Below are 25,340 nucleotides of genomic sequence, written 5' to 3'. Positions count from 1 at the left end.
GCACGCACAATATCGTTCACCGTCAACCAGTCGTTGTCGCCGTTGACCACCCGGGTTCGTCTGAACGTCATCCCGACCCGAGTGCCGACATCAGGTCGGACATCGCAACCGTCGCAAACCCGATAGAGGCGTCCCCAATCCCGTAAGGCAGCACCAAGGTATCGGCGTGGACGATTGCGCCGCACGAATAGACCACGTTGGGGACGTAACCGTCCTGCTCGTCCGGGGCGGGGCTCAGCAGCGGCTCGCGCAGCCGGCCGATCACTTTCGTCGGATCATCCAGGTCGAGCAACAGGGCCCCTATCCGGTAGGTGCGCATCGGGCCGACCCCATGGGTGAGCACCAACCAACCGGCGTCGGTCTCGATCGGTGAACCACAGTTGCCCAGTTGCAAGACCTCCCAGGCCTCGACCGAGCGCTGGCACGGGCGCGAGTCAGTCCACACGAATGGGTGATCCGAATACGCGATCGAGTTCGACTCGCGATCCGCCCTCGACAACCCGGCGTACCGGCCGTTGATGCGACGCGGAAACAATGCCAGACCCTTGTTGGCCGCAGCGCGCCCAACCATGGGCTTCGAGGTGAACGACCGGAAGTCGGCCGTCTCCAACAGCTGTTGGCTTATGCGCGATCCGCTGTAAGCCGTGTAGGTGGCGTAGAAGGTCACGGAGCCATCGACGTTCACGAAGCGCACGAAGCGCGCGTCCTCCATACCGACCGACTCGGCGTGTGTCGCAGGCCACAGCACCCGTTCGGAAATCGGTACCTGGTCCAGGAATTCAACAGCGTAGCTCCTGTCCGCGATCGCGCGGATCTCGGAGATTGTCTCGAGCACGCGTCCACGGGTGCTCGAGTGAGACTGCAGTTGGACCAGCCTCTCCTCCAGGTCGGTACGGGTGAAGCACTCCCCGAGTGGTTCCAGGACATAGTTGGCCGCGTCCCCGTCATCGCCGAACTGGTGGAGCTCGCTGCGGAAAACCGCGGCGTCCAAGCCGCCCGGCGCCGTCGCGCCGAGCGTGGCGAACGCACCTACAGGGTCGATGTGGGGACTACCGGTCGCATCAACCACACCGGTCCGAAAACCGATCGACGAGCGGTGGCCCTCACCAATACCGCGCACGCTCAGAAGAATTCGCAGCTCACCAGCCACCATTCCGGCCTGGTCAGGGTGCGCGACCATGCTGGGATTGCACAGCGCAGCACCCTCGATCGCGTACTCGCTGCTGAAGGTGGCGCCCAGTAGCAACATCCGGGCATCGGATACTCGCGCGTCCGGCCGCAGCCGGTCGGCGAGTTCGCGCGCGTGTCGCCGGAACGTGCCGCCCAGATCGCGATGCCGGCTGTCGAAACGGCTGATCACGTCATCCAGCGAGCGCATGACCTCGTCTTCACTCAGCGCGAGGATGCGCGCGAGTACCGCTCCCGCCCGGGAGTCCTGCTGTTCGAAGCCTTCCTGGCCGGGTACGAAGAGCCGGGTGACGACCCGTGACCTGTCAAGCGTCAGCCGCAGCGGGACGCGCTTGGCGAGATCAACTTCCATCGACGTCATCTCTGCAGCAACGATATTCGCCGGCCGTGCTGCATCGTCGAGATCATTGCCAATGTCGATTCAGCGCCTTGATTGAGGTTGATGCCGTCAGCCTGCAGCCCGTCGTATCCACCGCCGGTGGCCGGATCCCACATCAGCTGGCCGGAATCATTGGCACCGGTGAACCACGCCAAAGCATTTCGCACTCCGTCGTTCCACTGCGCGGCGGCGTCGACGGCAGCAGCGCGAGCGCAGGCGTCGGCCAGGGCTGCCACCTCGATCGGCTGCTGATCGAAGGCCGGTTGAGGGTCACCCGGGCCCCGCCCCGCGACCGGAGTGGGCGACAGGTGCCCGTTGAAGGTTTCGATATCCAGAAGCCATGCCAACAGGTCGAGGCCCTGCTGCCACAGCTTCGGTGCCTCCAGCGCCACGCCCACGCCAATGATCGCCTCGGCCAGAACCGCATTGGCGTAGCTCAGACGTGGCTCGGGCCAAGGCCAGTCAGGATCCCCGTTCGGCTTGGCAATTGAGACCGCGTAATCGGTGACCAGTTTCCGGGCAGCGCGATGGTCGGGATGGACCGTTAGAACTTCAACGGCACCCAAAGCGGCGTATGCCATCGCGCGCGGCCACTTCGAACGTCCTTGCGCGGCGCGTTCGAACTGAACCAGCGCTGACTTGCGCACCCATACGACCTCGCTGTGCGCTACTGCGGTGCCGAGGCCCCAGATGCATCTACCCCAAGCATCATCCAGGCTCGGCTCGTCCAACCACTTACCGGCGGCATCCATTCGGTTCCGGCAGGCACCACCGAGGGCTTGGGCGTCATTCAGGAACCGCACGGCAACGCCGGCCAGGCGATTGACCTCACCGGAGGCACCGGGCTCACGGGCGGCGACGACGAGCACGCGGGCCATGTCGTCAGTGCAATAGCCGTGCTCGGGCCGCGGTTCGTCAAGACACGCGTGCTCAAAGGTCCCGCGATGGTCGGTCATCCGAAGCAGTTGGTCGAAATTCGGAATCGGCAGCTCGCTCATACGAGAGCCGACATCCTGGAGCGAAGACGTTGAGCCAGAACCAGATAGTCCTTCGCAACCACCGGCCACGCCATTGTCGGAGCCAACAGACGTGCCCTTGCCGCCATCTGCCCGGCCATCCGCGGCTGCGTCAGCACTGAAAGCAGGGCGGATGTGAGTGCATCCGTGTCACCGTGCGGCACGACGATTCCGGTGCCGTCGCCGAGCAGTTCGGCCGCATGAGGGAACGCGGTCGCTACGACGGGGCGTCCGTTGGCGATGGCGTCAACCAGTACGCCCGAGGTGACTTGTTCGGTGGAGTCGTAAGGCAAGACCACCGCCGACGCTGACTGAATGATCGCGCCAAGCGCCTGATTGTCCCGGTAAGCGACATCGAATCTCACCGAGTCCGCGACGCCGCGGCACTTGGCCCGCTCCCGCAGAGCATCAAGGTAGGCATCGCCCTCCGCGGCGAGAACCTTCGGATGCGTGCGACCGGCGATCAGATAGAGCGGCCGCCCGGGGAGTTCGCTGAGCGTGGCCATGGCATCGATCACTCGCTCGATGCCCTTACCCGGCCCCAGCAAGCCCCAGGTCAAGAGCGTGGGACGACCGCCACGTTTGACATGAGCCCTGGCCACCACGGTGGCCCCGTGCGGAATCGTGGTGATCTTCCGGCTGTCGACTTCGTAGCCCAGACAAAGACGGTCGCGCGCAGCGGTGGTCATCACGACCACCTGATCGGCTTGGGCCACTATCGTTTCCAGTACCCAACGTTGTTGCGGCGTGGGCTCTTTGAGCACGGTATGGGCAACAACGATCGTCGGAACCTGTATCCCACGGATGATGTCAACGACATCTTCGCCGTCAGCCCCGCCATAGATCCCGTACTCGTGCTGTATGACCACCACGTCAGATCTGTTCAGCAGCTGCACACCTGCGGACACCGACGCCGGTACACCGTTGATCAACTCGCCGATGACATGGACATCGCCGCTTGGCGTTCCATCGGCGATCCGAACCACGTCGACGGCGGCACCGTTCACGCGAAGCCCGTCGGCCAACGCCGCGCTGAAGGTGGCCAATCCGCACAACGTCGGCGGGTAGGTACTCAGAATTCCGACCCGCGGGATGCCGGAAAAGCCTTGGCGGCGAACGCCAATAGGCGCAATTGTTGGAAGGACAGAGTGAAGGTTCAAGGTGATCCCGTCTTGCGGTTGTCACCGACGTGCCCGGCGTGAGCGAATGCTCGGCGAGTCAGCGGCGGACGGCTGAGTCATTCCGGACTGGCTGGATTCCCAACACCACCTACCCTACACCCCGCGACCAGGCCGTGAACGAGAACGACGGCCGGCGAGAGAATCTGACAGCGCGGGAGGCGCCACTCACCATGCAGCCGCGTCGCGCGAGTCCACATCGATTTCCATTGATAACGAACGGTTTCCAACCGATTGCCCGGATTTGTCGGTCAGGACGTATGTCGGTACCGATGCGAGTAGGCTGCACGTACGGCGATGCTTCGGACGCGTTCACCCATCGCGTCACTTCCGCCCATCTTGGTGGGTTTCATGGCCGCAGACAGGAGCGTCCGATGACGCAACCAGAAGTCCGCACATCAGTTGGCTGGAAAGAGCCGCCACCGCAGGCGACACCTCGCTTGAGACTGAAGCCTAAGGGTCCTCAGACTGGTCGCGTTGACGGGGCGTGGTGGCCGCATAGCGACGACCTCGAGGCGGAAGTCCCCGACCTGCTCGCGGTGTTGTCAGTTCGCCTCGGCCCCATCAGCTATGTCCTGTACAAGATGACGGAGTGGGTGAAGGCCCGCGGCAAGATTCTGATCGGCGGACGAGTCGTCCGACTCGACGGCTACAACCGCCAACCGAGCAACACGGTTGAAGTCCAGGGGCTTGGCGGCGGGAAGCTGGTCCTGCTCGTCGTACCTGTCGGAACAGATGCCGATCGGGCGCACGCCGTCATGATGACGGCCGCGGCCCCCGACAATGCCTCGACCAGTGATGAACTCCTGGCGGCGTCCCTCGACAGCTAGGCGAGGGTCCGTGGTGTCCACCGATCGGTGGACACCACGGTCAACTGCGAAGATCCTCTGGCCGGTGGATACCTGTGGCGCACGCCACTGGCGACGATTGCGTCATGGAAACAGGTATGCGCCGGGTCGCGCTCGCCAGCTACGTCGGCTCGGCCATCGAGTACTACGACTTCTTGATCTACGGCACCGCCGCCGCACTGGTGTTCCCCCACGTGTTCTTCCCGGGTCTGAGTCCACTGATGGCGACGATCGCCTCACTGGGCACCTTCGCGGCAGCATTTCTCTCCCGGCCGGTCGGCGCAGCGGTGTTCGGTCACTTCGGCGATCGCATCGGGCGCAAGAACACCTTGGTGTTCACGCTGGTGATCATGGGCGCATCCAGCGTCGGCGTGGGTCTCATCCCCAGCACCGCCGTCATCGGCGCGGCCGCGCCCCTGCTCCTGATCAGCATGCGACTGCTGCAAGGTTTCGCCGTCGGCGGTGAGTGGGCCGGCGCCGCGCTGATGAGCGCCGAGCAGGCGCCGCAACGCAAGCGTGGGTTTTACTGCATGTTCACCCAGTTGGGTCTCGGTACCGCGCTGGTGTTGGGCAACCTGGTGTTCCTTGGGGTGCACGGCGCCTTCGGCGACGCGGAAACGGCCTTCCTGCAATGGGGTTGGCGCATCCCATTCTTGATCAGCGCGGTGCTGGTGGCGGTCGCGCTCTACATCCGGCTGCACGTCGAGGAGAGCCCGGTCTTCGCCGAGTCGGCGGCTGAGGGCCACAGCGGGGTTCCGCTCGCCGAGGCGATGCGGCACCAAGGCCGCGAGGTGGTACTGGCGGCCGGCGCGGTGATGGGCCTGTTCATGCTGGCGTTCCAGGTGGGCACCTACTTCCCGAACTATGCCGCGACGCACCTGCACTATGACGAGGATCTGATCCTGCTCGTGGGCGTGGCCGGCGGCGTGTGCTCGCTGGCGTTCGTCGCCGCGTCGGCGATCCTGAGCGATACCTACGGCCGTCGCCGCATCCTGGCGTTCGGCGCCGCACTGGCGTTGCCCTGGACTCTGATCCTGTTTCCGCTCATTCAATCCGGCGACCCCGTCCGCTACGGCATCGCCATCATCGGGACCTACGGCATCATCGGAATCATGATGGGCCCCTTGGCCGCATTCATTCCGGAGATCTTCGCGGTCCGCTACCGCTACAGCGGCGCCGGCCTGTCCTACAACGTCGGCGGCATCATGGGTGGCGCGCTGCCCCCAGTGCTGTCCCCCATGCTGCTGTCGTCGTACGGCAGCTGGTCGATCACCGCGATGATGGCCGGCTTCACCGTGGTCAGCCTGATCAGCGTGCTGCTTCTGACGGAGACCGCCGGACGTGGCTTGGGCATCCCTGAGTCAATCGAGCCGAGCGAAACCAGCGTCCCGCGGCAGCGCTTGGCCCACGTGGCGTGCTAGCCGACAGCGTCAGGGCGCGGAGGCTTCGACCTTCGCGGCCGCCTCGAGGAGCTGGGCCGACCACAGGGAGCACTCTGCCTCTGCCGCACGAATCACAGCGTCCGCGATATCGCACATCGAGCTGTCGTGCTCGGCGCCAGGATCCATCGCGGCAGCGCGCCGTATCACCAGACGCCCCAAGTTCACCGACGTCGAGCTGGGCACCACAAGCAGCCGCGCGCAGCCGGTACGGCCGGAGACAATCATCAGCCGATGCTGGCGGTCGTTCCAGCCGTGCATCGACACCGCTCCCGACGTGAGCGTCTTCAGAACCGGGGTGCCGGACGACGAAGACCAGTTGATCTTGATATCGACGATTTCACCCAGGACCGGGTGCAATGCCTCGATCAGTTCCGGCAGTTCGCGGGCAAGCGCGAAGGAATGCGGCCACCAGGCGCCGTCGATGTCGCCGCCGAGGGTGGGTTTCAGGGTGATGCGCACCGGGCTGGCAAGGCGCCGACTCCCGGACATGCCGTTCACGAGGACGCAGACTGTGGCGAGTCGGACTCGGTGAGCCCAGAGAAAATCGGGTGCAGGACAGGGGCATTGACCGTCTCGTACGGAACATCCGTCGTGTCGACGGGATGCGAGAAAAGGTCGGAGTTTTCCATGTGGGAAATTCCTCACGAGTTAGCAGGGTCGACCCATGGACGTAGCCCGAGCCTAACGGTCCCCGCCAATGCAACGGATCTGCATCTGACACTACACCCCAAGGTTCGTGGATCGTCGATCGATGCCGCATTCGCAGTGCGGCTGGTGTCGACAGTATTGACCGGTGATCGCGTTCGCCGCTCGCTGACCGCGTGAAAAATCCTGCGGGACAGGAACATTTGCCAGTCGGGAAGGCCAGAACTTGGCTTGTCGGGAACGTTTCGGGGATTCGGGCGTAGAGTCCGAGGGACCGGGACCACCAACAGGCCCCCTATTGAAGGGCCGACGATGTCCGACAAATCCCCCCGACAGGGTATGTCCAAGAAATCCGGCAAGTCTCTCAAAGAAAAACGGGCCGACAAGCGCTCCAAGTCCGACGGCCAGCCGACTCAAACCGTGGCTAACGTCAAGGCTCGCTGAGACTCACACGCGCGATGCACGACAATCGCATCGGATCCTGCTCGCGGACAACACTTCTAGCCAGGAACGCGACCGTCGGCTGACCGGGGATCTCTGCTCGGCAGAGGATGCCCGGCTATGCCATCGGCATTTTCGATACCGGTGCCGCCGGCACCACGCTGTCGCACCGGCCCAGGCGGTGCTGCTCGATATCGGCCGCGAACGCGCGCAACGCGCTGCGGACCATGCGCGCGGTCCCGTCCGGGTGCCGACACGCCCCTCGGCCGTCCACAAGCCGGGTGATACGCCGAATCTCTTTGACCAGATGGTCACTGGCGCGCCCGTAGGCCAATTCGTCGATCAGTTCGGACAACCGGGGCAAGCCGTTGCGACACGGACCGCACTGGCGTGCGCTCTCGTCGGCGAGGTAGCCGGCGATCTCGGCGGTGCGGACCAACCCACACTCGGTCACGCCCAGAAGGTGAACGATCCCGGCGCCGGGCGATGCACCAAGCGATTTCAAGCCCGTGCGCGATAGCCGCAGTCCCGCGAAAGTCTCAGCGGGCAGCCAACTCCCGTGATAGCCGCCGATGAGAATCGCCGACACCGCTCTGGTGTCGATCAGGTCGGTGATCGGCACGCCCGTCGGCACCTCGACAACACCCTCACCGTCCAGCGCGCCGGAGAGGGTGACGAGCATGGAGCCCGGGTCGGCCGGGTCTCCGATCGAGCGGAACCAGTGGGCCCCGTGGCGGGCGATCAGTGCCATGTGTGCCAACGTCTCGACGTTGTTGACCAGCGTGGGGCGTTTACGCACCCCCGAGATCGCGACAGGGACGGTGCGGTCGCGCGGCAACGCGGGGCCGCCCTCGATGTGCCGGATCGCAGCGGATTCCTCCCCCGCGACGAAGGTGTCGGGTGCCTCCACCACTGTCAGCTCGACACGGTGTGGGTCGAGCCCGGCAGCTCGTCTGTCGTCGAGGGCCGCGCGCACAGATGCCACAGCGTCGGCGTGGACGTACAGGTAACCGGTGTGGGCGCCGATCGCGGCGGCAGCGATATGCAGGCCGTCGATCACCAGGTGCGGCGCCCGTGTCAGCAGCAGCGCGTCCTTGCGGCTCAACGGTTCTCCCTCGGCGCCGTTGGCGATCACCACCGGGTCCGGGCCGGTGACCGCGGCGAGTTTGCGGCCGGTCGGGAAGCCGGCGCCGCCCCGCCCGGACAGCCCGGCGTCGTTGAGAAGCGAAATGAGTTGGCTGCCGGAGATTTTCGGTGCAGGGCCGAAACGGTCGAGGTGTTCAGCGAGAGTCGGTCCGGCAGCGGACAGCAGCCGCGGTGCGCTACGCATCGGCATACTCACTGAAGTTGGCGCGCAGCCGCCAGATCAGCGCCGCGCCCACGACGACCGCGCAGGCGGCTGCGATCGCGAGGAACCACGCGCGTCCGGTGTCAGTGCCGTTGCCCAGCGCGTGAGCCATCGAGACAGGCCACAACGAGTAAGTCGCCCAATGCACCAATCGGAAGGCTCGCGGCCCGATGCGGTGACGGAGCAGACCGGTGATCACAACGACGGCGAGCACGTCGACGGCAACGGTGCCCAGGCCCTGCCACAGCGGCCGGTAGGCGCTGAGGAAGGGCACGACGATGTCGATGAGTTTCAGCTTGGCGTAGGGGTCGAGGAACAGCAGGCCGATGTGCAATGCCACCAGCAGCGTCGACGACAGGGCGGCGAAGCGATGGACGTCAGAGACGGCGAATCTGGGTAGCGCCAGCAGCGGGCGTCCGGACCGTGCGGCGATACCCAATGCCATAGACACCGTCATGAACACCAACGCGACGACGCCGTTGCCACGGCCCAACGCCCACAGCGCCTCGTTCGTCATGACCCACGTGACACCGTGATGTGCGGGGAGAAGCTGTTGCCCCCTGAGGTGCCGCCGCCACCGGCCGGGACATGGCTCTGCCGGATCGGGAACGCGGGCTGCGACTTGGCGCTCGGTGCCGGCGCGGGTGCCGGTGCCTGTTCCTGGACGGTCGCCTTCGGGGTGTAGACCGGCTTCTGGGTGTAGGTCGGCTGCGGGGTGTAGGTCTCCGCGGGGGCGGGCGCGACGGTCGGCTCCGGGCTCGGGGGCGCCGGAGTGTCCGCCGCGGGAACCGGCGCCGGGGGCGGCTCCACGACGGGCGGTGCCGGCGGCAGGTCGACGGCCGGGTCGGTCGCGACCGGGTCTGCCGGCGGAAGCTCGGCAACGACGGGCTTGACGGTGTCGCCGTAGGCCAACGCCGATGCGCCCGCCACTCCGGCGATGCCGATACCGGCCAACGCCCACGAGGTCACGGCGGCCCGGCGAAATCCGGAACGAGGTGAGTCCATGCGTTGATGGTGGCGATCGATTCTTTATGAGCTCAAAGAAGTGGTTATGGGTCCGCGCGGGCGCGGTGACGGCCGTCGAGCGGCTGGTGACGAAAGTCCCCGTGGCGCTGCTCTGACGTCGTGACATTCTGGAGCTGTGAGCACCTGGGACGACAGCACTGACAGCGGCGAATACAGCGTCGAGGACGACAACCAGCTCCAGCCCGAGGACACGTTGGTTGACCGTGCCGTCGACGACATCCTCGACGAGGGCATTTCCCCTCCGGAGCGGCCGGTCGCCCGCACGAACCTCGACCATCCCGGCCCGGAGACGCTCGACGAGCTGCTGGCCGAGGAAGAACCCGATCCGGTGTCCCGGCTGAACAACGTGCTCGACGAGCTGGATGGCTCCGCTGCGGACGACTCCGACTATCCCGAGGACGACGAGGTCGGCCGGGCTCGGTCCGGACGTTTGGTGGCACCCGATGCGGGCTTCGGTGAGGACGACGAGTCCGAGCTCGTCGCCGAAGACGTCGGTATCGACGGCGGGGCGGCCTCCGCGGAGGAGGCCGCCATGCACGTCATCGAGGATGAGGACGGCTAAGCACTCAGCTGGTCATTGATGACCTTCGTCGGATCGAGCAGCACCTGAGTGTTGCCGTCGAGGGTCGACGAGATCGTGCCGGTGATCGTCGTCGTCAGCTCGCTCGCGCACCGGCGAAGGCACGATCATCAACGGCCCAGGCACACACACCTGCGGTGTCCACCGAACAGGACGGCTGCGCCCGATGGCGGCGAATGTGCGGCGGCGGTGTGGCCGCAGCTCTGCCAAGACGTGGCGACCGGAGCTTCCGGCTTCCGAACCCGTGCGGTCAGGGCCTGGCGTGCCCGAAGTCGATCAGATAGGTCTGAAGCGTTGCTGGAGCGTCTGGTCCTGCGCCAGCCGGTGCGGGAGAACCTCCAGGGCGACGACGCGGTCGGTCTTGGTGCCGAAAGCGCGGTAGACCTCGCCCGTGCCTCGACCTACCAGCTCCTGCAGCTGATAGCGCCCGAATAGCGTCGTCTCCACCGTTTACTCCTCGGCAGCTCTCGTGGAGATTGAAGCTACCTGACGTTTGCCACAGACTCCGCGAGTCAGCATGTGGAAAGCACCGGGACCGATTCGCCTGCGAGTCGTCCCCGACCAGCGCCGTCGCACGGTACGGTCATGGTGGGCTGACCCACCAGCCTCGCGGAAACGTCACGGCGGCGATCTGTACGCCCCGCCGCACCGGTGCCCTCCGGCCCGACGTTGCCGACCGCACGATCTGGCGCCCAGCGTGGGCGCGTGGCCGATCAAACAGCGTCGAATAAGCGCTGCTTCACACGATCACTCGCGGCAGTCATTCTGCGGCCACAAACATCGCACGGCGCACATCAGGCGCGGCGTGCAGAAGGAAGCTCCATTGAGCCAGTTCACCGAAACCATGCTCAGCAACGCCCAATGGAGCATGAAGGGGATGGTGACGGGCGAGCCCGACGCCCCTATGCGCCACACGTGGGCCGAGGTGCACGCCCGCGCCAGCCGAATTGCCGGCGGCCTGGCCGCCGCCGGTGTCGGACACGGCGACGCCGTTGCGGTGCTCGCCGGGTATCCCGTGGACATCGCGCCGACCGCTCAGGGCATTTGGATTCGAGGCGCCAGCGTCACCATGCTGCACCAGCCGACGCCGCGCACCGACCTGATGCGCTGGGCCGAGGAGACAATGGCGGTTCTCGAGACGATCGACGCCAAGGCCGTCGTCGTCGGCGAGCCGTTCCTGCCGGCCGCGCCGCTGCTCACCGAGCGGGGAATCCGGGTGGTGATCGCGAGCGAACTGCTCAAAGCCGACCCGGTGCGGGCTGTGACGTCCTATGACGACGACCTGGCCCTGATGCAGCTGACGTCGGGATCGACCGGCTCGCCCAAGGCGGTCCGGATCACGCACGCCAACGTCGTCTCCAACGCCGAGGCGATGTTCGCCGGTGCCGAGGTCGACGTCGAGTCCGACGTGATCGTGAGCTGGTTGCCCTGCTTCCACGACATGGGTATGACCGGGTTCCTTACCGTGCCGATGTACTTCGGGGTCGAGCTCATCAAGATGACCCCGATGGACTTCCTGCGCGATAACCTGTTGTGGGTCAAGCTGATTGACAAATACCGGGGCACGATGACGGCGGCCCCCAACTTCGCCTACAAGTTGTTGGCGAAGCGGCTGCGCAGCCTCGCGTCGCCGGGTCAGTTCGATTTGTCGTCGCTGCGGTGGGCGCTGTCGGGCGCCGAGCAGGTCGATCCGGCCGACGTCGAGGATCTGTGTGCTGCCGGCGCACCGCACGGACTGCGAGCGGAGGCGATACTTCCGGCCTACGGCATGGCCGAGACCACCGTCGCCGCCTCGTTCTCCGCGTGTGGCGCAGGCATGACCGTCGACGAGATCGACGCCGATCTGCTGGCAGTCCTGCACCGCGCCGTACCCGCGACCCGCGGCAACACCAGGCGTCTGGTGACACTCGGTCCGCCGCTGAACGGACTGGAGGCCCGCATCCTCGACGAGGACGGGGCGGTGTTGCCCGCCCGCGGAGTCGGCGTCATCCACCTGCGTGGCGACCCGGTCACGCCGGGGTACACCACGGTCGCCGGGTTCATCTCGGCACAGGACGATCAGGGTTGGTACGACACCGGCGACCTGGGCTATCTGACCGAGAACCACGACATCGTCGTCTGCGGTCGGCTCAAAGACGTCATCATCATGGCCGGGCGCAACATTTACCCGACCGACATCGAACGCGCCGCCGCCCGCGTCGATGGAGTGCGCCCGGGTTGCGCGGTAGCGGTCCGCCTCGATGCGGGGCACTCCCGCGAATCGTTTGCAGTGGCGGTGGAATGCAAAAACTTCGACGACCACGACGAGGTCCGTCGGATCGAACACCAGGTGATCCACGAAGTGGTGGTGGAGGTCAACGCCCGGCCACGCAACGTGGTGGTGCTCGCCCCGGGAGTCATCCCCAAGACCCCGTCCGGCAAGTTGCGGCGCGCTCATGCCCTGGCACTGGTGACCTGAGCTCAGCGGTACATTGATCGCGCGGGGATCCCGCTGTCTCCGCCCAGTGACACCCGGGGAGGGGGTCGATGGACGACTACGACGTGCAGCCGGGCCGCAAGCCGCCCCCGGAACCAGAACTCACCCCGGCTCAGCTCCAGTCTGACGAACTCGATTTGAGCGCTGGCCTCAGCGGTTTGTCGGGGATCATCGCGGATGCTGCCAGCGTTGATGAAATGCTGCGCCAGGTAGCGCAATTCGCGGTTCAGGCGATACCGGGAGCCGACGGCGCCGGTGTCACGGTGATCGAGCCCCGCACCCCCGGTCCTGGTGGTGAGGAACTGGCCGTCCAGGCACGGTCGGTGACCGCGCAGTTCATTCAAGACATCGACACCCTGCAGTACGAGAAGCTCGGCGAAGGGCCGTGCATCAGCTGCCTGAGGTCTGGACGGCCGGCGGTCAGCGGTTCGCTGGGTAGCGACCGCCGCTGGCCGCATTTCGGCGGTTCGGTGGCCCGCATGGGTGTGCATTCGGTACTGGCACTGCCGCTGGCGGTCGGTGACCGGGTCATCGGCGCGATCAACTCCTACGCCTACGGCCGGGACGCGTTCACCGAACACGCCGTACAGCTAGGAACCCAATTCGCCGGCCCCGCAGCGGTATCGGTGTACAACGCGCAGCTGCTGGCAAGTACCCGACTGCGCACCAAGCAATTGCAGCAGGCGCTGCGCACCCGGGCAGTGATCGACCAGGCGATCGGCATCATTCGCAGCCGTTCCGGCGGCACGGCGCAAGAGGCCTTCGACCGTCTCATCCGCATCAGCCAGCGGGAGCACATCAAATTGGCTGACGTCGCCGAGCAACTCGTCGACGAGGCGGTCCGCCGGGCCCGCGCACGTCAGCAATAGGTGCTCACTGCCGGCCTTCACGGTGGGCGAGTTCCGTGAGTGCCCTGACCAACTCCGGCCGGGTGTGCCGGTCCCTCATCAACCGCCGGGCAACATCGGTCAGATGCTCGCCATGCGCCCGGCTGTGAGTGCGGATCAACCGGAACGCCTCATCCATCGAGACACCGAGCACCTCGCTGACGAACCCCTTGGCCTGCTCCACGACGACGCGACCGATCAGGGCCGACCGCAGCGGCGAGACCACGGTGGCGGCGGTGGGCGGATGTTCTTGCAGGACCGCCACACACGCGATGTGCGCGAGGGTCTGCGCGACCAGTCGATCGGCTTCGCTTAGTCCACCGGGCCGGGTGTCGAACAAATTCAGCGCGCCGAGCACCACACCTGCTGCGCGCATCGGCAAAGCGTGCACTGCCGCAAAGCCGGCCTCCGCCGCGGCCGGGGCGAACCGCGGCCACCGGTCGACCTGCGTGGCGATGTCGGGCACCACGACCGGCTCGCCGGTCCGGTAGCAGTCGATGCAGGGCCCCTGCTCGGCCTGCAGCTGAAACAGCTCGAGGTCCCGCGTCTGCTCCGAGGTGGCGGCCACCAGATGGAGTCGCCGTAATGGATCGGCGAGGAGGAATCCCGCCGAAGAGATGTCGAGCAGTTCGGCACAGCGTTCGGTCAGTTCTGTCAGCAGGTCCACAACGTCGAAATCGTCGAGCAGACTGTCGACCAGTGATACCACCGCGCTGAGTACGCGAGTTTCGCGAAGGTCATCGCTCACCATGGCTTGCCTCCCGGCCTGGATGTGCGTGTGCATCTGTCGTCGTTCATCTGTCCGTCTCCAGTCTCAGCCGCCGGTCGATGATGTCGCGGGCGACATCGGTAGCGGTGCGACCGGTGGCGTAGGCGTGCGCACGCAGCCGCACCAGCGCCTCGGTCGGATCTATGTCCAACTGCGCCACCAACATTCCGGTTGCCTGGCTGACCTCGGCGCGGCTCAACGTACACAATTCCGCCCATGCGTTGCTGCTGGGATCATCGACGGCCGCCTGCAGGTCGCCGACCAGCAGATCCAGCACCGGAATGCCGGCCAGCTCGGCAGCGGCGGCCGCGCCGGCGAGTTGCTCGCCCGCCAGAGGACCAGGCTGAGCCCGGAAGAGGTCCAGCGCGCCCACATACTCACCGGCTACCAGTACCGGCATCGCAAGAACTCCCCGGATCCGATGCTCCAGCATGGCCCGTCCGTAATTGGGCCACCGCGCTTCCCCGGGATGCGCAAGGTCGATCACCACCACCGGGGCCTGCTGGAGGACCGCGTCCAGGCACGGCCCTTCGCCGTAGGTGAACTGCAATTCGTCATACGCCCGAGCCGAGGCACCACTGGAGCCCAGCGTGCCCGCGTTCGCACCATCGAAGACAAGCGAAATCGCGGCTGCGTCAATGTCGAGCAGGAGCACACACGCTTCACAGAGCCGGTCGGCGGCTTTCACTCCACGCTGGCCGTCGACGGCCGCAACAAGCTCGTCCTGGATCGTCAAACTAGCCGGACCAGGCTTGAGATGCCGGCCCGACGGGTGACAGTTCCGCGACCATGCCCCCACCCTCCTCTACTCGGCGCACTAATGCTCGGATTTGCCGAACCCGAGCGGCGACGGCGCCGGGCGGCAGCACTCCCCCAGACGGGTAAGCTGGTGCTGCTGGCACCTGCAGCCGGCCCGAATCGGCGTCCCACCTCCGCGATGCCGCGAGCATCCGCTCACAGACGGGCACTTCCTCCAATGCCGTTGTCGCTCAACGCACAATGGTCGATTTCTTGAGGACTCCCCATCGCCATCACAGACGTCGTTGACTATGCGCATCTGAGCCAACAGGACATCGATACCTTGGCGGCCGCACTCGATGCGATCCGCCGCGATATCGAGGACTCCCGCGGCGAGCGCGACGCCGCCTACATCCGTCGCACGATCATGTTCCAGAGAGCACTCGATGCCGGCGCCCGACTGCTGATCTTCGGCAGCCGATCACGGCGTGGGTGGCTGCTCGGGGTGGCGTCGCTGGCCGTGGCCAAGAGCGTCGAGAACATGGAAATAAGCCACAACGTCGTTCACGGGCAATGGGATTGGATGAACGATCCCGAGATCCACTCCACCACCTGGGAGTGGGACATGGCCGGGCTGTCGTCGCAATGGCAGTACTCACACAACTACCGGCACCACATGTACGCCAACGTCGTCGGCGTCGACGACGACCTCGGCTTCGGCATCATGCGGGTGACCCGCGATGTCGCATGGCGGCCACGTAACCTGATGCAGCCGTTTCGCAACGCGCTGCTGGCCGTCATCTTCGAATGGGGCATCGCACTGCACGGTCTGCACTCGGAACATGAACGCGCAACCAACGCCGAGCAACGCCAAGGCCACACGCGCGCGCTGAAGGCCAAGATCCGGCGACAGATCATCAAGGACTACGTTGCGATCCCGGCCCTCAACGGATCTCGTTGGCGGCGGGCTTTGTCAGCGAACGTCGCCGCCAACATCGTGCGCAACATCTGGGCCTACACGGTGATCTTCTGCGGGCATTTCCCCGACGGGGTGTCGACCTTCACACCCGATGTCGTCCAGCAGGAGAGCAAGGCCGAATGGTACCTGCGCCAGATGCTGGGCAGCGCCAACTTCACGGCCGGGCGGGTACTCGCCTTCCTCAGCGGGAACCTGTGCTACCAGATCGAGCACCACCTGTTCCCCGATCTGCCGAGCAATCGCTACGCCCAGATAGCGCGACGGGTTCGCCCGCTCTGCGAGGAATACGGTCTGCCGTACACCACCGGCCCACTGCTTCGCCAATTCCTTCAGACGCAGCGGACCATCCTCAAGCTGGCGCTGCCGGACCGCGCCGCCTGAGCCACGCGCGTCTTCGTATGACACCGCACCTCGTGGTGACCTGACGTTCACTTAGGCACACCATAGGTTCGATTATGTTAACGAATATTCTCCATTTTCTTGACGCCGGGAGCGGCCGGGTCATACCGTGGCGACAGGTTGAGGAGGTTGGCGTGGCGCCCTTTGAACTTCGCGTAGTGATGGCTTGTTGTATGTGATCATCGCTCGTGAGCTCGATCATGGGCGTCAAATATCCTACGGTGAAGCGAATTTCGGATTGGCGATGATGCGGGCACGATCATGACGACGGCCGAGGAATCGCCATCGTCGGGAGCTGTGGCCAACCCGCGGGCGGTCGACGTCGTCGGCGGGTGGACCCTCGGTTATGTGAAGCGGCATCCGCTGGCATCGCTGGCGACCGTCGGTGATCAGTTCGTCCTCGGGGTGAGAACCCTTCAATACTTGTTCCTCGACCTGGTCACCGGCCGGTTCCCGCTGCAGGAGTTCGTCCGCCAAGGCGCCTTCATGGCCGGAACAGCCGTGGTCCCCACAGTGCTGGTGGCCCTGCCGGTCGGGGTGACGCTGTCGATCCAATTCGCTCTGCTCGCCGGCCAGGTCGGCGCCACCTCGCTGGCCGGTGCGGCCAGCGGGCTGGCCGTGATCCGGCAGGCTGCATCCCTGGTCGCCGCGATCCTGATGGCGGCCGCTGTCGGTTCGGCCATCACCGCGGATCTGGGCTCACGGACGATGCGCGAAGAGATCGACGCCATGGAGGTCATGGGCGTTTCGGTCATTCGCCGCCTCGTCGTCCCGCGGTTCGCCGCCGCGATCATGATCGGCGTCGCCCTCACGGGAGTGGTGTGCTTCGTCGGGTTCCTGGCGAGCTATCTGTTCAACGTCTACTTCCAGAACGGTGCCCCCGGTAGCTTCGTGGCCACGTTTGCGTCCTTCACCACGCCCGGCGACATGGTGCTGGCGTTGCTCAAGGCCGTGGTGTTCGGCGCGATCGTCGCGATCGTGTCCAGTCAGAAGGGACTGTCCACCAAAGGCGGCCCCACCGGAGTCGCCAACTCGGTGAATGCTGCTGTCGTCGAATCGATTCTGATCCTGATGATCGTCAACGTCGCGATCAGCCAGCTATACAACATGCTGTTCCCGCGAGTGGGGCTGTGAGGTGACCGCATCGACCTACAGCCCGTTCCGGGTCCCCTGGGCCCGGTTCTCCCGGCGGCTGATGTCACCGGTCGTCCGGCTGGGCCACATGCTGGTGTTCTTCGTCCGCGCAGTCGCGGCGGTGCCGATCGTGTTGCGCCACTACCGTACCGAGTTCGCCCGGCTGCTGTCCGATATCGCCTGGGGCAACGGGTCATTGGTGGTCGGCGGCGGCACCGCGGGCGTCGCTTTGGTGCTGGGCGTCACGGTCGGCGCGATCGTCGGCATCGAGGGCTACAACTTCTTGAACCTGTTGGGGCTGGGCCCCGCGACCGGGATCATCTCGTCGCTGGTGAACACCCGCGAGCTCGCGCCGATCGCGGCATCGCTGGCGTTCGCGACGCAGGGCGGCTGCCGGTTCACCGCACAGCTGGGTTCCATGCGGATCGCCGAGGAGATCGACGCGCTGGACTCGCTGGCGATCCGCCCCATCCCCTACCTCGTCACCACGCGACTGATGGCGTCCGTCGTCGCCGTGATCCCGCTCTACGTCTTGTGTTTGGCGGTGAGCTACCTGACCACCCAGATCGTGGTCGAGGTGATCAGCGGCGGATCGAACGGCGCCTACCTGCATTACTTCACGCTGATGCTGTCCGGCAGGGACATCCTGTACTCGCTGCTGAAGGCGGTCGTGTTCGTCTGGATCGCCTCGACCATCCAGTGCTACTACGGCTTTTACGCCAGCGGCGGACCCGAGGGGGTCGGCATCGCCGCCGGGCACGCGATGCGCGCGGCCATCACGGTGACGATCGTGGTGAACATGCTGATGACCATGGCGCTGTGGAGCGTTGATGCCGGGGCGAGGTTCGGCGGCTAGATGGCGAATTCCTTTGACCTCGACGGGCGTGGACCTACCGACCGTCAGCTCCTGGTCTGCGGGCTGGCCGTCGTGGTGGTCGCCGCTTTGGTGACAACGCTGCTGCTGCTCAAGTCGAACGGCAAGCTCGACAACTATGTGCGAGTGGTCGCCGATCTGCTGAACGTCGGTGACGGGCTGCCGCAGAAGTCAGACGTGAAATATCACGGCATTCTGGTCGGACTGGTCGACAGCGTAGTCCCCGCCGCCAACGGTCATCCCAACTACGTCCACATCGACCTGAAGCCCGAGTACGCCGGCTCCATCCCGGCGACCGTCACGGCCCGGGTGGTCCCGTCCAACGTGTTCGCGGTGTCGTCGGTGCAACTCGTGGCCGATGGGGCCGGGCCGGCGATCCGCGCCGGGGAACACATTCCCGAGGACACCCAGCTGCCGACCGTGCTCTTCCAGACCACCATCAGCAAGCTGCGTGACGTGCTGGCCGCCACCGGGCGCGGCCGTGAGGACCGCAGCGTCGGAATCCTGGCTGCGGTCAACGCCGCCACCGAGAACCGGCGCACAAAGTTGCTCACCGGCGGCGCCCAACTGAATCGGCTACTGGACCAGCTGAACTCGGTCATCAGCACCGACGACGGGCCATCGACGGTCTCGGCGTTGATCGACGCCACCCACGGGCTGGCTGCCACCGCACCAGATCTGGTTGACGCGCTGCACCAGGCGGTGCAGCCCATGCAGGTGCTGGCCGAAAAGCGGTCGGCATTGACCGCTTTGGTGACCGGTGGCGCGCACACGCTGGGCACCACGCATACCGCGCTGGACAATCACATCGACCAGCTGACCGGCATCAGCCACGACCTGACGCCGGTGCTGGGCAGCCTCGCGATGAACGCGGGCAAGTTCGTGCCGGCATTCACGAAGTTGAACGTATTGTCCCGCAAGTTCTTCGACGAGGTATGGATGCCGGAGCTGGATACCGGCAACATGCGGGTCAATCTGTCGTTGACGCCCAGCTACGACTACACCCGGGCCGACTGCCCGCGCTACGGCCAGCTGCTGGGGGCCAGCTGCTACACGGCACCGAAGATCGTCGTGCGGCCAGACCTGCCCGAGATGCTGCTGCCGCAGAACTACCAGCCGCCCAAGGATCTGGCCCCGACGCCGGGCACCGTCGTCGGGCCGGACGGCAATCTCGTCGCGGTCGGCCCCCCGCTGGTGAACCCGAATCCGAACCTGACTGACCCCAATCCCCCGACACCGTGGTGGGCCCCGCCGTTTCCTCCGGTGCCGCTTGCCGCCAATCCCGACGATGCCCCGCCGTCGCCGGCACCGCCGGCTTCGGCGCCGCCACTGCCCGCCGAGGCCGGAGGGTCGAGATGAAGTTCCGCGCCCCGCTGATCGGGCTGTCACTGCTCATGGTGGTGGCGGTGACGCTGACCTGGCTGGTGTATGTCACGTTGCGCCGCGACGTGGCCGGCCCCACCACCCCGTATGCCGCGATGTTCACCGACGTGTACGGGCTGCGTGAAGGTGACGACGTCCGGATGGCGGGCGTGCGCGTCGGACGGGTCGAAAAGATCGAACTGGCAGGCACATTGGCCAAAGTGTCGTTCGTCGTACAGAACGATCAGCACCTGTTCGGCAACACTGTCGCGTCGGTGACCTACCAGAACATCGTCGGGCAGCGTTACCTCGGGCTGTCACTCGGAAAGATCGGCAGCCCGGGCCCGCTCGCACCGCATGCCACGATCCCGGTTGAGCGCACCGATCCGTCCTTCGACGTCGGCACACTGCTCAACGGCTACGAACCACTGTTCAGCGTGCTCAACCCCCGCGACGCCGACAACCTGACCAAGGGCGTCATCCAATCGCTGCAGGGCGACAACTCGTCGATCGTGAACCTGGTCAGCCAAACCTCCACGCTGACCGACACATTCGCCGGGCGCGATCAGGTGCTCGGTGATGTGATCACTCAGTTGAACACCGTGATGGCGAGCCTGGCCAAGCAGAACACCAGCCTCGACCAGGTGCTCTCCCAGACCAGCTCAGTCGTATCGGACTTCAATGCCCGGCGCACCCAACTGGTGGATTCGACAGGGGCGATGGCGCGGGTGATCCGCCAGCTGTCGACGATCTCCGACACGGTCAACCCGTCACTGAACGAGATGATCACGCGCCAGCCCGGTTTCACCGGACACCTGGTCGACATCGAGCCGCAGCTGGCGTTCACCGGTGACAACCTGCCACTGATGCTCAAAGGGCTGGCCCGGATCACCAACGAGGGTGCCTTCGCCAACGCGTACGCCTGCGATCTGAACGGCACCGGGTTCTTTCCCGGCCTCAACGACATCACGCCGATCATCGTCAACGCGGCGACACCGGGAAACAAGGCGATGTACACCCCACGATGCAGGAACATGGCCAATGGCTAGGCGCCCGCTGGAGACCTACAACAAGACCTGGCTCGGTCTGATCGCCGTCGCCGTGGTGACCGTCATCGTCGGGGCAATGCTGATTGCCAACGCCGCCAACGTCGGTCACCGGCACTACACCGCCAAGTTCCTTCAAGCCGCCGCCCTGCAGGCGGGCAACCCGATCACCATCGGCGGCATCCAGGTCGGCAAGGTCACCAGCATGACGTTGGCCGGCGACCACGTCGAAGCCGGCCTCGAGGTTCGCGACGACGTCGCGCTCGGCAAGGACTCGAAGGCGGTCATCAAGGTCGCCACCATCCTGGGATCGCGCTATCTGGCGTTGGAGCCCGTCGACGGTGGGACGTTGCCCGACAACACCTTCGACCTGTCGCACACCGAGGTGCCGTATGACCTGCAGGCCGCCCTTGCCGACGTCACGACCACCTACGAGCAGGTTGACACCGATTCGTTCGCGAAGTCGCTGGCGATCCTCGGCGAACAGATGCAGGGCCTGCCCGCCGTGGTGCCGCAGGCGATGCAGAACATCCACACCCTGTCGACCGTGATCGCCGACCGGCGAGACCAGCTGGGCGCGTTGCTGAAAAGCACGGACATGGTCAGCAGCACCCTGGAGCGCCAGCACGCCAACATCGCGGCGATGATCACTCAGGGGCAGGAGCTGATCGGCCGGTTCGTGGATCGCAGCGCGACGTTCCACGCCATGATGGCGGCGCTGACCAACCTGGTGAACACGATGAGCACCACGGTGGTGGCCAACCGTGGCGAGTTGGACCAGACCATCACGAATCTGCGCCGGCTGTCCGACCTGCTGGCCCAACATGACGATCTGCTGCGCAGCACCCTGCAGGCCGGACCGGTGGCACTGCGCGGTTTCGCCAACGCCAGCGGCACCGGCAACGCCGTCGACTTCAACACGCCCAACGGTATTGCCGTCGACTCCTGGATGTGCGCCATCAGCGGACGAGCCAAGCAGTTCAACATGATCCAGTACTACAAGGACTGCAAATGAATGCGCGGGCCCGGCTGCTGGCCGTTCTGACGGTGGTCGTGGTGGTGGCTGCGTCGGCGATCACCGTGGCGTGGACGTACTTCCGGTCGGCCACCGACCACATCACGCTGACCGCGCAATTCGACAGCGCCGCCGGGCTGTACGTCGACAACACGGTCGCGGTGCTCGGCATGCCGGTCGGCAAGGTCACGGCGATCACCCCCAAGAGCGGCTACGTCGAGGTGCAGTTCACCGTCGACCGCGGCGTGCAGGTCCCGGCGAATGCGCAGGCGGTGACGATCTCGACGTCGATCCTCACCGACCGGCAGATCGAGCTCACTCCGCCATATCGCGGCGGTCCGGTGCTCAAGGATCACGACACCATCGGATTGCCGCGGACCAAGACGCCCGTCGAGTTCGCCCGGGTGCTTGGTGTTCTGGACAAGATCTCCACCTCGCTCAAGGGCGACGGAAACGGTAACGGACCGGTGGCCAACGTCGTCAACTCGGGGGCAGCGATCGCCGACGGCAACGGCCAGAAGATCAAGGATGCGCTGGGACAGCTGTCGAATGCCTTGCGGCTGTCCGCCGATGGCGGCGCACAGACCCGAGACCAGTTGACCACGATCGTGCGCAACCTCAGCTCGCTGATGCAGGCCGCCGCCGACAACGACGCGACGCTGCGCGAGTTCGGCGCGACCGTGCGTCAGCTCAGCCAGATCGTCAACGACGAGGACTTCGGCAGCGGCACCACCGGCAAGACCATGAACACCCTGCTGGCCCAGGTCGGCGATTTCCTGGAGAAGAACCGCGACAACATCAAAGCTGTTGTCAACAACGGCAATACGACGGCGAACACACTGGTCGAACGGCAGCGTGACCTCAAGGAGTTCCTCGACGTCGCGCCGCTGACGCTGGACAACATGTACAACGTCGTCGACCAGAACAACGGCGCGGCACGGGCGCGGGTGCTCACCGATCGGGTGCTGTTCGACAGCCAGTACACCAAGGAGATCTGCAACCTGATGGGTTTGCGCCAACTGGGCTGCAGCACCGGCACATTGCAGGATTTCGGCCCAGACTTCGGGCTGACCTACGTTCTCGACGGCATGGCCGCGATGGGCCAGAAATGAGACGCTGGAAGCAGACCGCTGCCGCGGCTCTGGTCGCGGTCGGCGCCACCGCGTGCTCGTCGAACGGCCTGTCCAGCCTGCCGCTACCGGCCCCGAGCGTCGGCAGCGGTGGGTACCGGCTGACCGCGGTGTTCTCCAATGCGCTGAACCTGCCCGCCGAGGCCAAGGTGAAGCTCGCCGGCGCCGACGTCGGCCAGCTCGAGAGGATGGTGGCCAGCAATTACACCGCGGTCACGACGATCCGGATCATGGACGGGGTGCGTCTGCCGCGGGGCAGTACGGCCGAATTGCGTTCGGCCACGCCGCTCGGCGATGTGTTCATCGCATTGAAACCCCCGCCAGACGCCTCCGCGGCCACGCCGTTGCTGAAGGATGGCGACACCATCGGTCTGGATTCCACGACGGCGGCGGCGACCGTGGAGTCGGTGCTCAGTTCGGCCGCGGTGATGGTGAACGGCGGCGCGGTGCGCAACTTCACCAACGTCATCAACGGGTTGGGTAAGGCCACCGGCGATCAAGGGCAGGCCTTCGGCGACATCATCGCCAAGACCAACGGCACACTGGCCAAGCTGACAGCACGCTCCGACCAGATCTCGGACGCGTTGACCGAAACCTCGCACTTGGCCGCCGAACTCGACGCCAAGAATCAGGCACTGAGCGAGGTGATGGTCGCGGCGGGTCCGGCGACCGACACACTGGCCGCCAACGCCGACACCGTCGCCGACGTCGTCCAGCAGGCCGGCGACACCAGCAAGCAGTTGCAGAAGTTCCCGTCGATCGCGGGCACCGACACCAGCGGGCGCAGTGTGATCGGTGACGCCAACACCATCGCCCGCTCGTGGAACGACCTGGTGCTGGCCCCGGACGCCGATCTGCGGTCACTGAACCGGCTGATGCCGCCGATCATCAAAGCGACTGCCAGCAACTCGTTTTCGGTGCGGGCCAGCATCGACCGACTGGTTCTCGGGTCGATGCCGGACGCCGGTTTCCTCGGCGACCCCGGTTTCCACGGACCCAAGCGCTACGACTGGGCGCAGATGGTCGGGACGTTCAAGTACACGCTTTGGCGATTGCAGCAGCGCGTCGTCGGGTCCGGCCCCGGGGTTCCGCAGGTTCCCGTGCTGCCCAGCCCCACCGATCCCGGCAGTGTGATCGTCGCGCCACCTGGCCCGCCACCTGGCCCGCCTGCGTCGGAGCCGCCGCCATGATCGAGTGGGCAGCCGGCCGCGTGGTGCGTGGGGTCGGGTTCGGCTATCGGCACCGATTGTGGTTGTCGACGGTGGGTCTGGTCCTGACGCTGGTGGTCGCCGCGGCGTACGTGTTGGTGGGTGCGCTGCGGGTGACGCCGTTCGACTCGGCGTACCGGGTGACGATCAAGCTGCCGGAATCCGGTGGGCTGCTGCCCAATCAGGACGTGACGTTGCGCGGGGTGCCGATCGGGCGGGTGCAGTCGCTGGCGATCACGCCCGACGGAGTGGCCGCGGTGGCGACCGTGCGCTCGGATGTCCGCATCCCGTCGGCCAGCCCGGTGAAGGTGTCGGGTCTGTCCCCGGCCGGTGAGCAGTACATCGAATTCGTGCCGACCTCCGACGCCGGGCCGTACCTGCATGACGGCAGCGTCATCGCGCAGGACAAGGCTTCGGTGCCGGTCAGCTTGGCTGACGTCCTCGCCCACGCCGACGGGATGTTGAAGCAGGTCGATCCGGGCAAGCTCGAACTGATCAAGAAAGAGTTGAGCCTGACCAATCAAGGCCCGCAGAAGCTCGCCGACATCATCGACGGCGGCACGTTCCTGTTGTCGACGCTGGATTCCGTTCTGCCGCAGACCACGAGCATTTTGCGGACCAGCCGGATCGTGCTGACCACCGCGGCCGACAAGAACGCGGGGATCAAGGTCGCCACCGACAACTTGAATCGCACCTTCAGCGGGGTGAACAAGATGGTCGACGGTTACCGCCGGCTCGTCGATCAAACGCCGCACACCCTCTCGGCCACCGACGCTCTGTTCACCGACAACTCCGACACCATGGTCGGGCTGCTGACCAGCATGGCCACCGCCTCGCAGCTGTTGTATGTGCGGGTGCCGGCCCTCAATGCGCTGTTCCCGGACTACCGCGGGTCCCTGCTCGATGCGTGGGCCACCGTGATGCACGACCACGGCCTGTGGGCGACCGCCGACATTTACCCGCGCTACGCATGCGATTACGGCACGCCGAGGCGTCCGGCATCGTCGGCCGATTACCCCGAGCCCTACCTGTATACGTACTGCCGCGACGACGACCCGGCGGTGCTGATCCGCGGCGCCAAGAACGCACCGCGCCCGGCCGACGACGACACCGCCGGTCCCCCGCCGGGCGCCGACCTGGGTGCGACCACCGACCCGACACCCAAAGGCCGCTACACCATTCCGACCCCCTACGGCGGCCCGGTGCTGCCGATCGAACCGCCGAGTTGAGGA

General features: G+C 65.8%; 24 protein-coding genes. 14 read left to right on the top strand and 10 right to left on the bottom strand.

Annotation, left to right across the window (positions count from 1 at the left end; translation table 11 throughout):
• Positions 1-67: 67 nt before the first annotated feature.
• From Y900_RS17055 to Y900_RS17045, 3 genes are read right to left on the bottom strand one after another with little or no spacing between them, the layout of a single operon-like run.
• Complete coding sequence (locus Y900_RS17055; RefSeq protein ID WP_036343373.1) at positions 68-1,549, bottom strand: glycoside hydrolase family 130 protein; 1,482 nt, start codon at positions 1,547-1,549, stop codon at positions 68-70.
• On the bottom strand, positions 1,546-2,565 hold the full coding sequence (locus Y900_RS17050) for a hypothetical protein (protein WP_036343371.1): 1,020 nt from the start codon (positions 2,563-2,565) through the stop codon (positions 1,546-1,548). Before Y900_RS17050 ends, Y900_RS17055 begins: the two co-directional genes overlap by 4 nt.
• On the bottom strand, positions 2,562-3,629 hold the full coding sequence (locus tag Y900_RS17045; protein ID WP_337588779.1) for a glycosyltransferase: 1,068 nt from the start codon (positions 3,627-3,629) through the stop codon (positions 2,562-2,564). Before Y900_RS17045 ends, Y900_RS17050 begins: the two co-directional genes overlap by 4 nt.
• A 506-nt stretch (positions 3,630-4,135) precedes the next feature.
• On the opposite strand from Y900_RS17045, the gene Y900_RS17040 reads away from it, so the two are divergent.
• Together Y900_RS17040 and Y900_RS17035 are read left to right on the top strand one after the other, a co-directional pair.
• Positions 4,136-4,591 carry a DUF5994 family protein gene (locus Y900_RS17040; RefSeq protein WP_036347068.1) on the top strand — a complete coding sequence of 152 codons (456 nt, stop codon included), beginning with the start codon at positions 4,136-4,138 and terminating at the stop codon, positions 4,589-4,591.
• 116 nt (positions 4,592-4,707) lie between these two features.
• Positions 4,708-6,030: an MFS transporter gene (locus Y900_RS17035; RefSeq protein ID WP_081845148.1), complete on the top strand. Its 1,323-nt coding sequence runs from the start codon at positions 4,708-4,710 to the stop codon at positions 6,028-6,030.
• A gap of 9 nt (positions 6,031-6,039) precedes the next feature.
• Here the strand turns inward: Y900_RS17035 and Y900_RS17030 are convergent, their stop codons facing one another.
• The 4 genes from Y900_RS17030 to Y900_RS17015 all read right to left on the bottom strand — a co-directional run bounded on the left by Y900_RS17030 (position 6,040) and on the right by Y900_RS17015 (position 9,490).
• On the bottom strand, positions 6,040-6,540 hold the full coding sequence (locus Y900_RS17030) for a DUF5994 family protein (RefSeq protein ID WP_237752700.1): 501 nt from the start codon (positions 6,538-6,540) through the stop codon (positions 6,040-6,042).
• A gap of 715 nt (positions 6,541-7,255) precedes the next feature.
• Entirely contained in the window at positions 7,256-8,467 is a 1,212-nt protein-coding gene (locus Y900_RS17025) for an NADH-ubiquinone oxidoreductase-F iron-sulfur binding region domain-containing protein (RefSeq protein ID WP_237752583.1), read from the bottom strand.
• Complete coding sequence (locus Y900_RS17020; protein ID WP_036343366.1) at positions 8,460-9,002, bottom strand: ferric reductase-like transmembrane domain-containing protein; 543 nt, start codon at positions 9,000-9,002, stop codon at positions 8,460-8,462. Before Y900_RS17020 ends, Y900_RS17025 begins: the two co-directional genes overlap by 8 nt.
• Positions 8,999-9,490: a hypothetical protein gene (locus tag Y900_RS17015; RefSeq protein WP_036343364.1), complete on the bottom strand. Its 492-nt coding sequence runs from the start codon at positions 9,488-9,490 to the stop codon at positions 8,999-9,001. The genes Y900_RS17020 and Y900_RS17015 overlap by 4 nt, the downstream gene beginning before the upstream one ends.
• 136 nt (positions 9,491-9,626) lie before the next feature.
• Between Y900_RS17015 and Y900_RS17010 the strand changes: the two genes are divergently transcribed.
• Positions 9,627-10,073: a DUF5709 domain-containing protein gene (locus Y900_RS17010; protein ID WP_036343362.1), complete on the top strand. Its 447-nt coding sequence runs from the start codon at positions 9,627-9,629 to the stop codon at positions 10,071-10,073.
• 294 nt (positions 10,074-10,367) lie between these two features.
• Here the strand turns inward: Y900_RS17010 and Y900_RS32430 are convergent, their stop codons facing one another.
• The gene (locus Y900_RS32430; RefSeq protein WP_157838257.1) at positions 10,368-10,538 is read right to left on the bottom strand and encodes a hypothetical protein; all 171 of its coding nucleotides are present in this window, start codon (positions 10,536-10,538) and stop codon (positions 10,368-10,370) included.
• Between the two features lie 376 nt (positions 10,539-10,914).
• On the opposite strand from Y900_RS32430, the gene Y900_RS17005 reads away from it, so the two are divergent.
• Together Y900_RS17005 and Y900_RS17000 are read left to right on the top strand one after the other, a co-directional pair.
• Positions 10,915-12,549, top strand: a complete 1,635-nt coding sequence (locus Y900_RS17005; RefSeq protein ID WP_036347062.1) for a fatty acyl-AMP ligase — start codon at positions 10,915-10,917, stop codon at positions 12,547-12,549.
• 68 nt (positions 12,550-12,617) lie between these two features.
• The gene (locus tag Y900_RS17000) at positions 12,618-13,436 is read left to right on the top strand and encodes a GAF and ANTAR domain-containing protein (protein ID WP_036343359.1); all 819 of its coding nucleotides are present in this window, start codon (positions 12,618-12,620) and stop codon (positions 13,434-13,436) included.
• 4 nt (positions 13,437-13,440) lie between these two features.
• On the opposite strand, the gene Y900_RS16995 is transcribed toward Y900_RS17000, so the two are convergent.
• Positions 13,441-14,238: a GAF and ANTAR domain-containing protein gene (locus Y900_RS16995; RefSeq protein ID WP_420329772.1), complete on the bottom strand. Its 798-nt coding sequence runs from the start codon at positions 14,236-14,238 to the stop codon at positions 13,441-13,443.
• 10 nt (positions 14,239-14,248) lie between these two features.
• Positions 14,249-14,959, bottom strand: a complete 711-nt coding sequence (locus Y900_RS16990; RefSeq protein WP_036343358.1) for a GAF and ANTAR domain-containing protein — start codon at positions 14,957-14,959, stop codon at positions 14,249-14,251.
• 288 nt (positions 14,960-15,247) lie between these two features.
• Between Y900_RS16990 and Y900_RS16985 the strand changes: the two genes are divergently transcribed.
• The 9 genes from Y900_RS16985 to Y900_RS16945 all read left to right on the top strand — a co-directional run bounded on the left by Y900_RS16985 (position 15,248) and on the right by Y900_RS16945 (position 25,337).
• On the top strand, positions 15,248-16,321 hold the full coding sequence (locus tag Y900_RS16985; RefSeq protein ID WP_036347057.1) for a fatty acid desaturase family protein: 1,074 nt from the start codon (positions 15,248-15,250) through the stop codon (positions 16,319-16,321).
• 279 nt (positions 16,322-16,600) lie between these two features.
• Entirely contained in the window at positions 16,601-17,473 is an 873-nt protein-coding gene (locus tag Y900_RS16980; protein ID WP_036343357.1) for an MlaE family ABC transporter permease, read from the top strand.
• 1 nt (position 17,474) lies between these two features.
• The gene (locus Y900_RS16975) at positions 17,475-18,329 is read left to right on the top strand and encodes an MlaE family ABC transporter permease (RefSeq protein ID WP_036343355.1); all 855 of its coding nucleotides are present in this window, start codon (positions 17,475-17,477) and stop codon (positions 18,327-18,329) included.
• Entirely contained in the window at positions 18,330-19,706 is a 1,377-nt protein-coding gene (locus tag Y900_RS16970) for an MlaD family protein (RefSeq protein ID WP_081845147.1), read from the top strand. It begins immediately after the preceding gene.
• Positions 19,703-20,758 (top strand): MCE family protein, encoded by a 1,056-nt coding sequence (locus tag Y900_RS16965; protein ID WP_036343354.1) that lies wholly within the window; start codon positions 19,703-19,705, stop codon positions 20,756-20,758. The genes Y900_RS16970 and Y900_RS16965 overlap by 4 nt, the downstream gene beginning before the upstream one ends.
• Positions 20,751-21,770: an MCE family protein gene (locus tag Y900_RS16960; RefSeq protein ID WP_036343352.1), complete on the top strand. Its 1,020-nt coding sequence runs from the start codon at positions 20,751-20,753 to the stop codon at positions 21,768-21,770. Before Y900_RS16965 ends, Y900_RS16960 begins: the two co-directional genes overlap by 8 nt.
• Positions 21,767-22,882: an MCE family protein gene (locus Y900_RS16955; RefSeq protein WP_036343351.1), complete on the top strand. Its 1,116-nt coding sequence runs from the start codon at positions 21,767-21,769 to the stop codon at positions 22,880-22,882. Before Y900_RS16960 ends, Y900_RS16955 begins: the two co-directional genes overlap by 4 nt.
• Entirely contained in the window at positions 22,879-24,090 is a 1,212-nt protein-coding gene (locus tag Y900_RS16950) for an MlaD family protein (protein WP_036343348.1), read from the top strand. The genes Y900_RS16955 and Y900_RS16950 overlap by 4 nt, the downstream gene beginning before the upstream one ends.
• Complete coding sequence (locus tag Y900_RS16945) at positions 24,087-25,337, top strand: MlaD family protein (RefSeq protein ID WP_036343347.1); 1,251 nt, start codon at positions 24,087-24,089, stop codon at positions 25,335-25,337. Before Y900_RS16950 ends, Y900_RS16945 begins: the two co-directional genes overlap by 4 nt.
• Positions 25,338-25,340: the final 3 nt, after the last annotated feature.

This window comes from Mycolicibacterium aromaticivorans JS19b1 = JCM 16368 (assembly GCF_000559085.1).
GTDB classification, from domain to species: domain Bacteria; phylum Actinomycetota; class Actinomycetes; order Mycobacteriales; family Mycobacteriaceae; genus Mycobacterium; species Mycobacterium aromaticivorans.
This window is presented reverse-complemented; position numbering and strand designations above follow the sequence as displayed.

What these genes read in the sequence shown, in the direction of transcription:
- Y900_RS17055 (WP_036343373.1), bottom strand. Translation starts at nt 1,549, where the DNA reads ATGACGTCGATGGAAGTTGATCTCGCCAAGCGCGTCCCGCTGCGGCTG.
- Y900_RS17050 (WP_036343371.1), bottom strand. Translation starts at nt 2,565, where the DNA reads ATGAGCGAGCTGCCGATTCCGAATTTCGACCAACTGCTTCGGATGACC.
- Y900_RS17040 (WP_036347068.1), top strand. Translation starts at nt 4,136, where the DNA reads ATGACGCAACCAGAAGTCCGCACATCAGTTGGCTGGAAAGAGCCGCCA.
- Y900_RS17035 (WP_081845148.1), top strand. Translation starts at nt 4,708, where the DNA reads ATGCGCCGGGTCGCGCTCGCCAGCTACGTCGGCTCGGCCATCGAGTAC.
- Y900_RS17030 (WP_237752700.1), bottom strand. Translation starts at nt 6,540, where the DNA reads ATGTCCGGGAGTCGGCGCCTTGCCAGCCCGGTGCGCATCACCCTGAAA.
- Y900_RS17025 (WP_237752583.1), bottom strand. Translation starts at nt 8,467, where the DNA reads ATGCGTAGCGCACCGCGGCTGCTGTCCGCTGCCGGACCGACTCTCGCT.
- Y900_RS17020 (WP_036343366.1), bottom strand. Translation starts at nt 9,002, where the DNA reads ATGACGAACGAGGCGCTGTGGGCGTTGGGCCGTGGCAACGGCGTCGTC.
- Y900_RS17015 (WP_036343364.1), bottom strand. Translation starts at nt 9,490, where the DNA reads ATGGACTCACCTCGTTCCGGATTTCGCCGGGCCGCCGTGACCTCGTGG.
- Y900_RS17000 (WP_036343359.1), top strand. Translation starts at nt 12,618, where the DNA reads ATGGACGACTACGACGTGCAGCCGGGCCGCAAGCCGCCCCCGGAACCA.
- Y900_RS16995 (WP_420329772.1), bottom strand. Translation starts at nt 14,238, where the DNA reads ATGCACACGCACATCCAGGCCGGGAGGCAAGCCATGGTGAGCGATGAC.
- Y900_RS16980 (WP_036343357.1), top strand. Translation starts at nt 16,601, where the DNA reads ATGACGACGGCCGAGGAATCGCCATCGTCGGGAGCTGTGGCCAACCCG.
- Y900_RS16970 (WP_081845147.1), top strand. Translation starts at nt 18,330, where the DNA reads ATGGCGAATTCCTTTGACCTCGACGGGCGTGGACCTACCGACCGTCAG.
- Y900_RS16965 (WP_036343354.1), top strand. Translation starts at nt 19,703, where the DNA reads ATGAAGTTCCGCGCCCCGCTGATCGGGCTGTCACTGCTCATGGTGGTG.
- Y900_RS16960 (WP_036343352.1), top strand. Translation starts at nt 20,751, where the DNA reads ATGGCTAGGCGCCCGCTGGAGACCTACAACAAGACCTGGCTCGGTCTG.
- Y900_RS16955 (WP_036343351.1), top strand. Translation starts at nt 21,767, where the DNA reads ATGAATGCGCGGGCCCGGCTGCTGGCCGTTCTGACGGTGGTCGTGGTG.
- Y900_RS16950 (WP_036343348.1), top strand. Translation starts at nt 22,879, where the DNA reads ATGAGACGCTGGAAGCAGACCGCTGCCGCGGCTCTGGTCGCGGTCGGC.
- Y900_RS16945 (WP_036343347.1), top strand. Translation starts at nt 24,087, where the DNA reads ATGATCGAGTGGGCAGCCGGCCGCGTGGTGCGTGGGGTCGGGTTCGGC.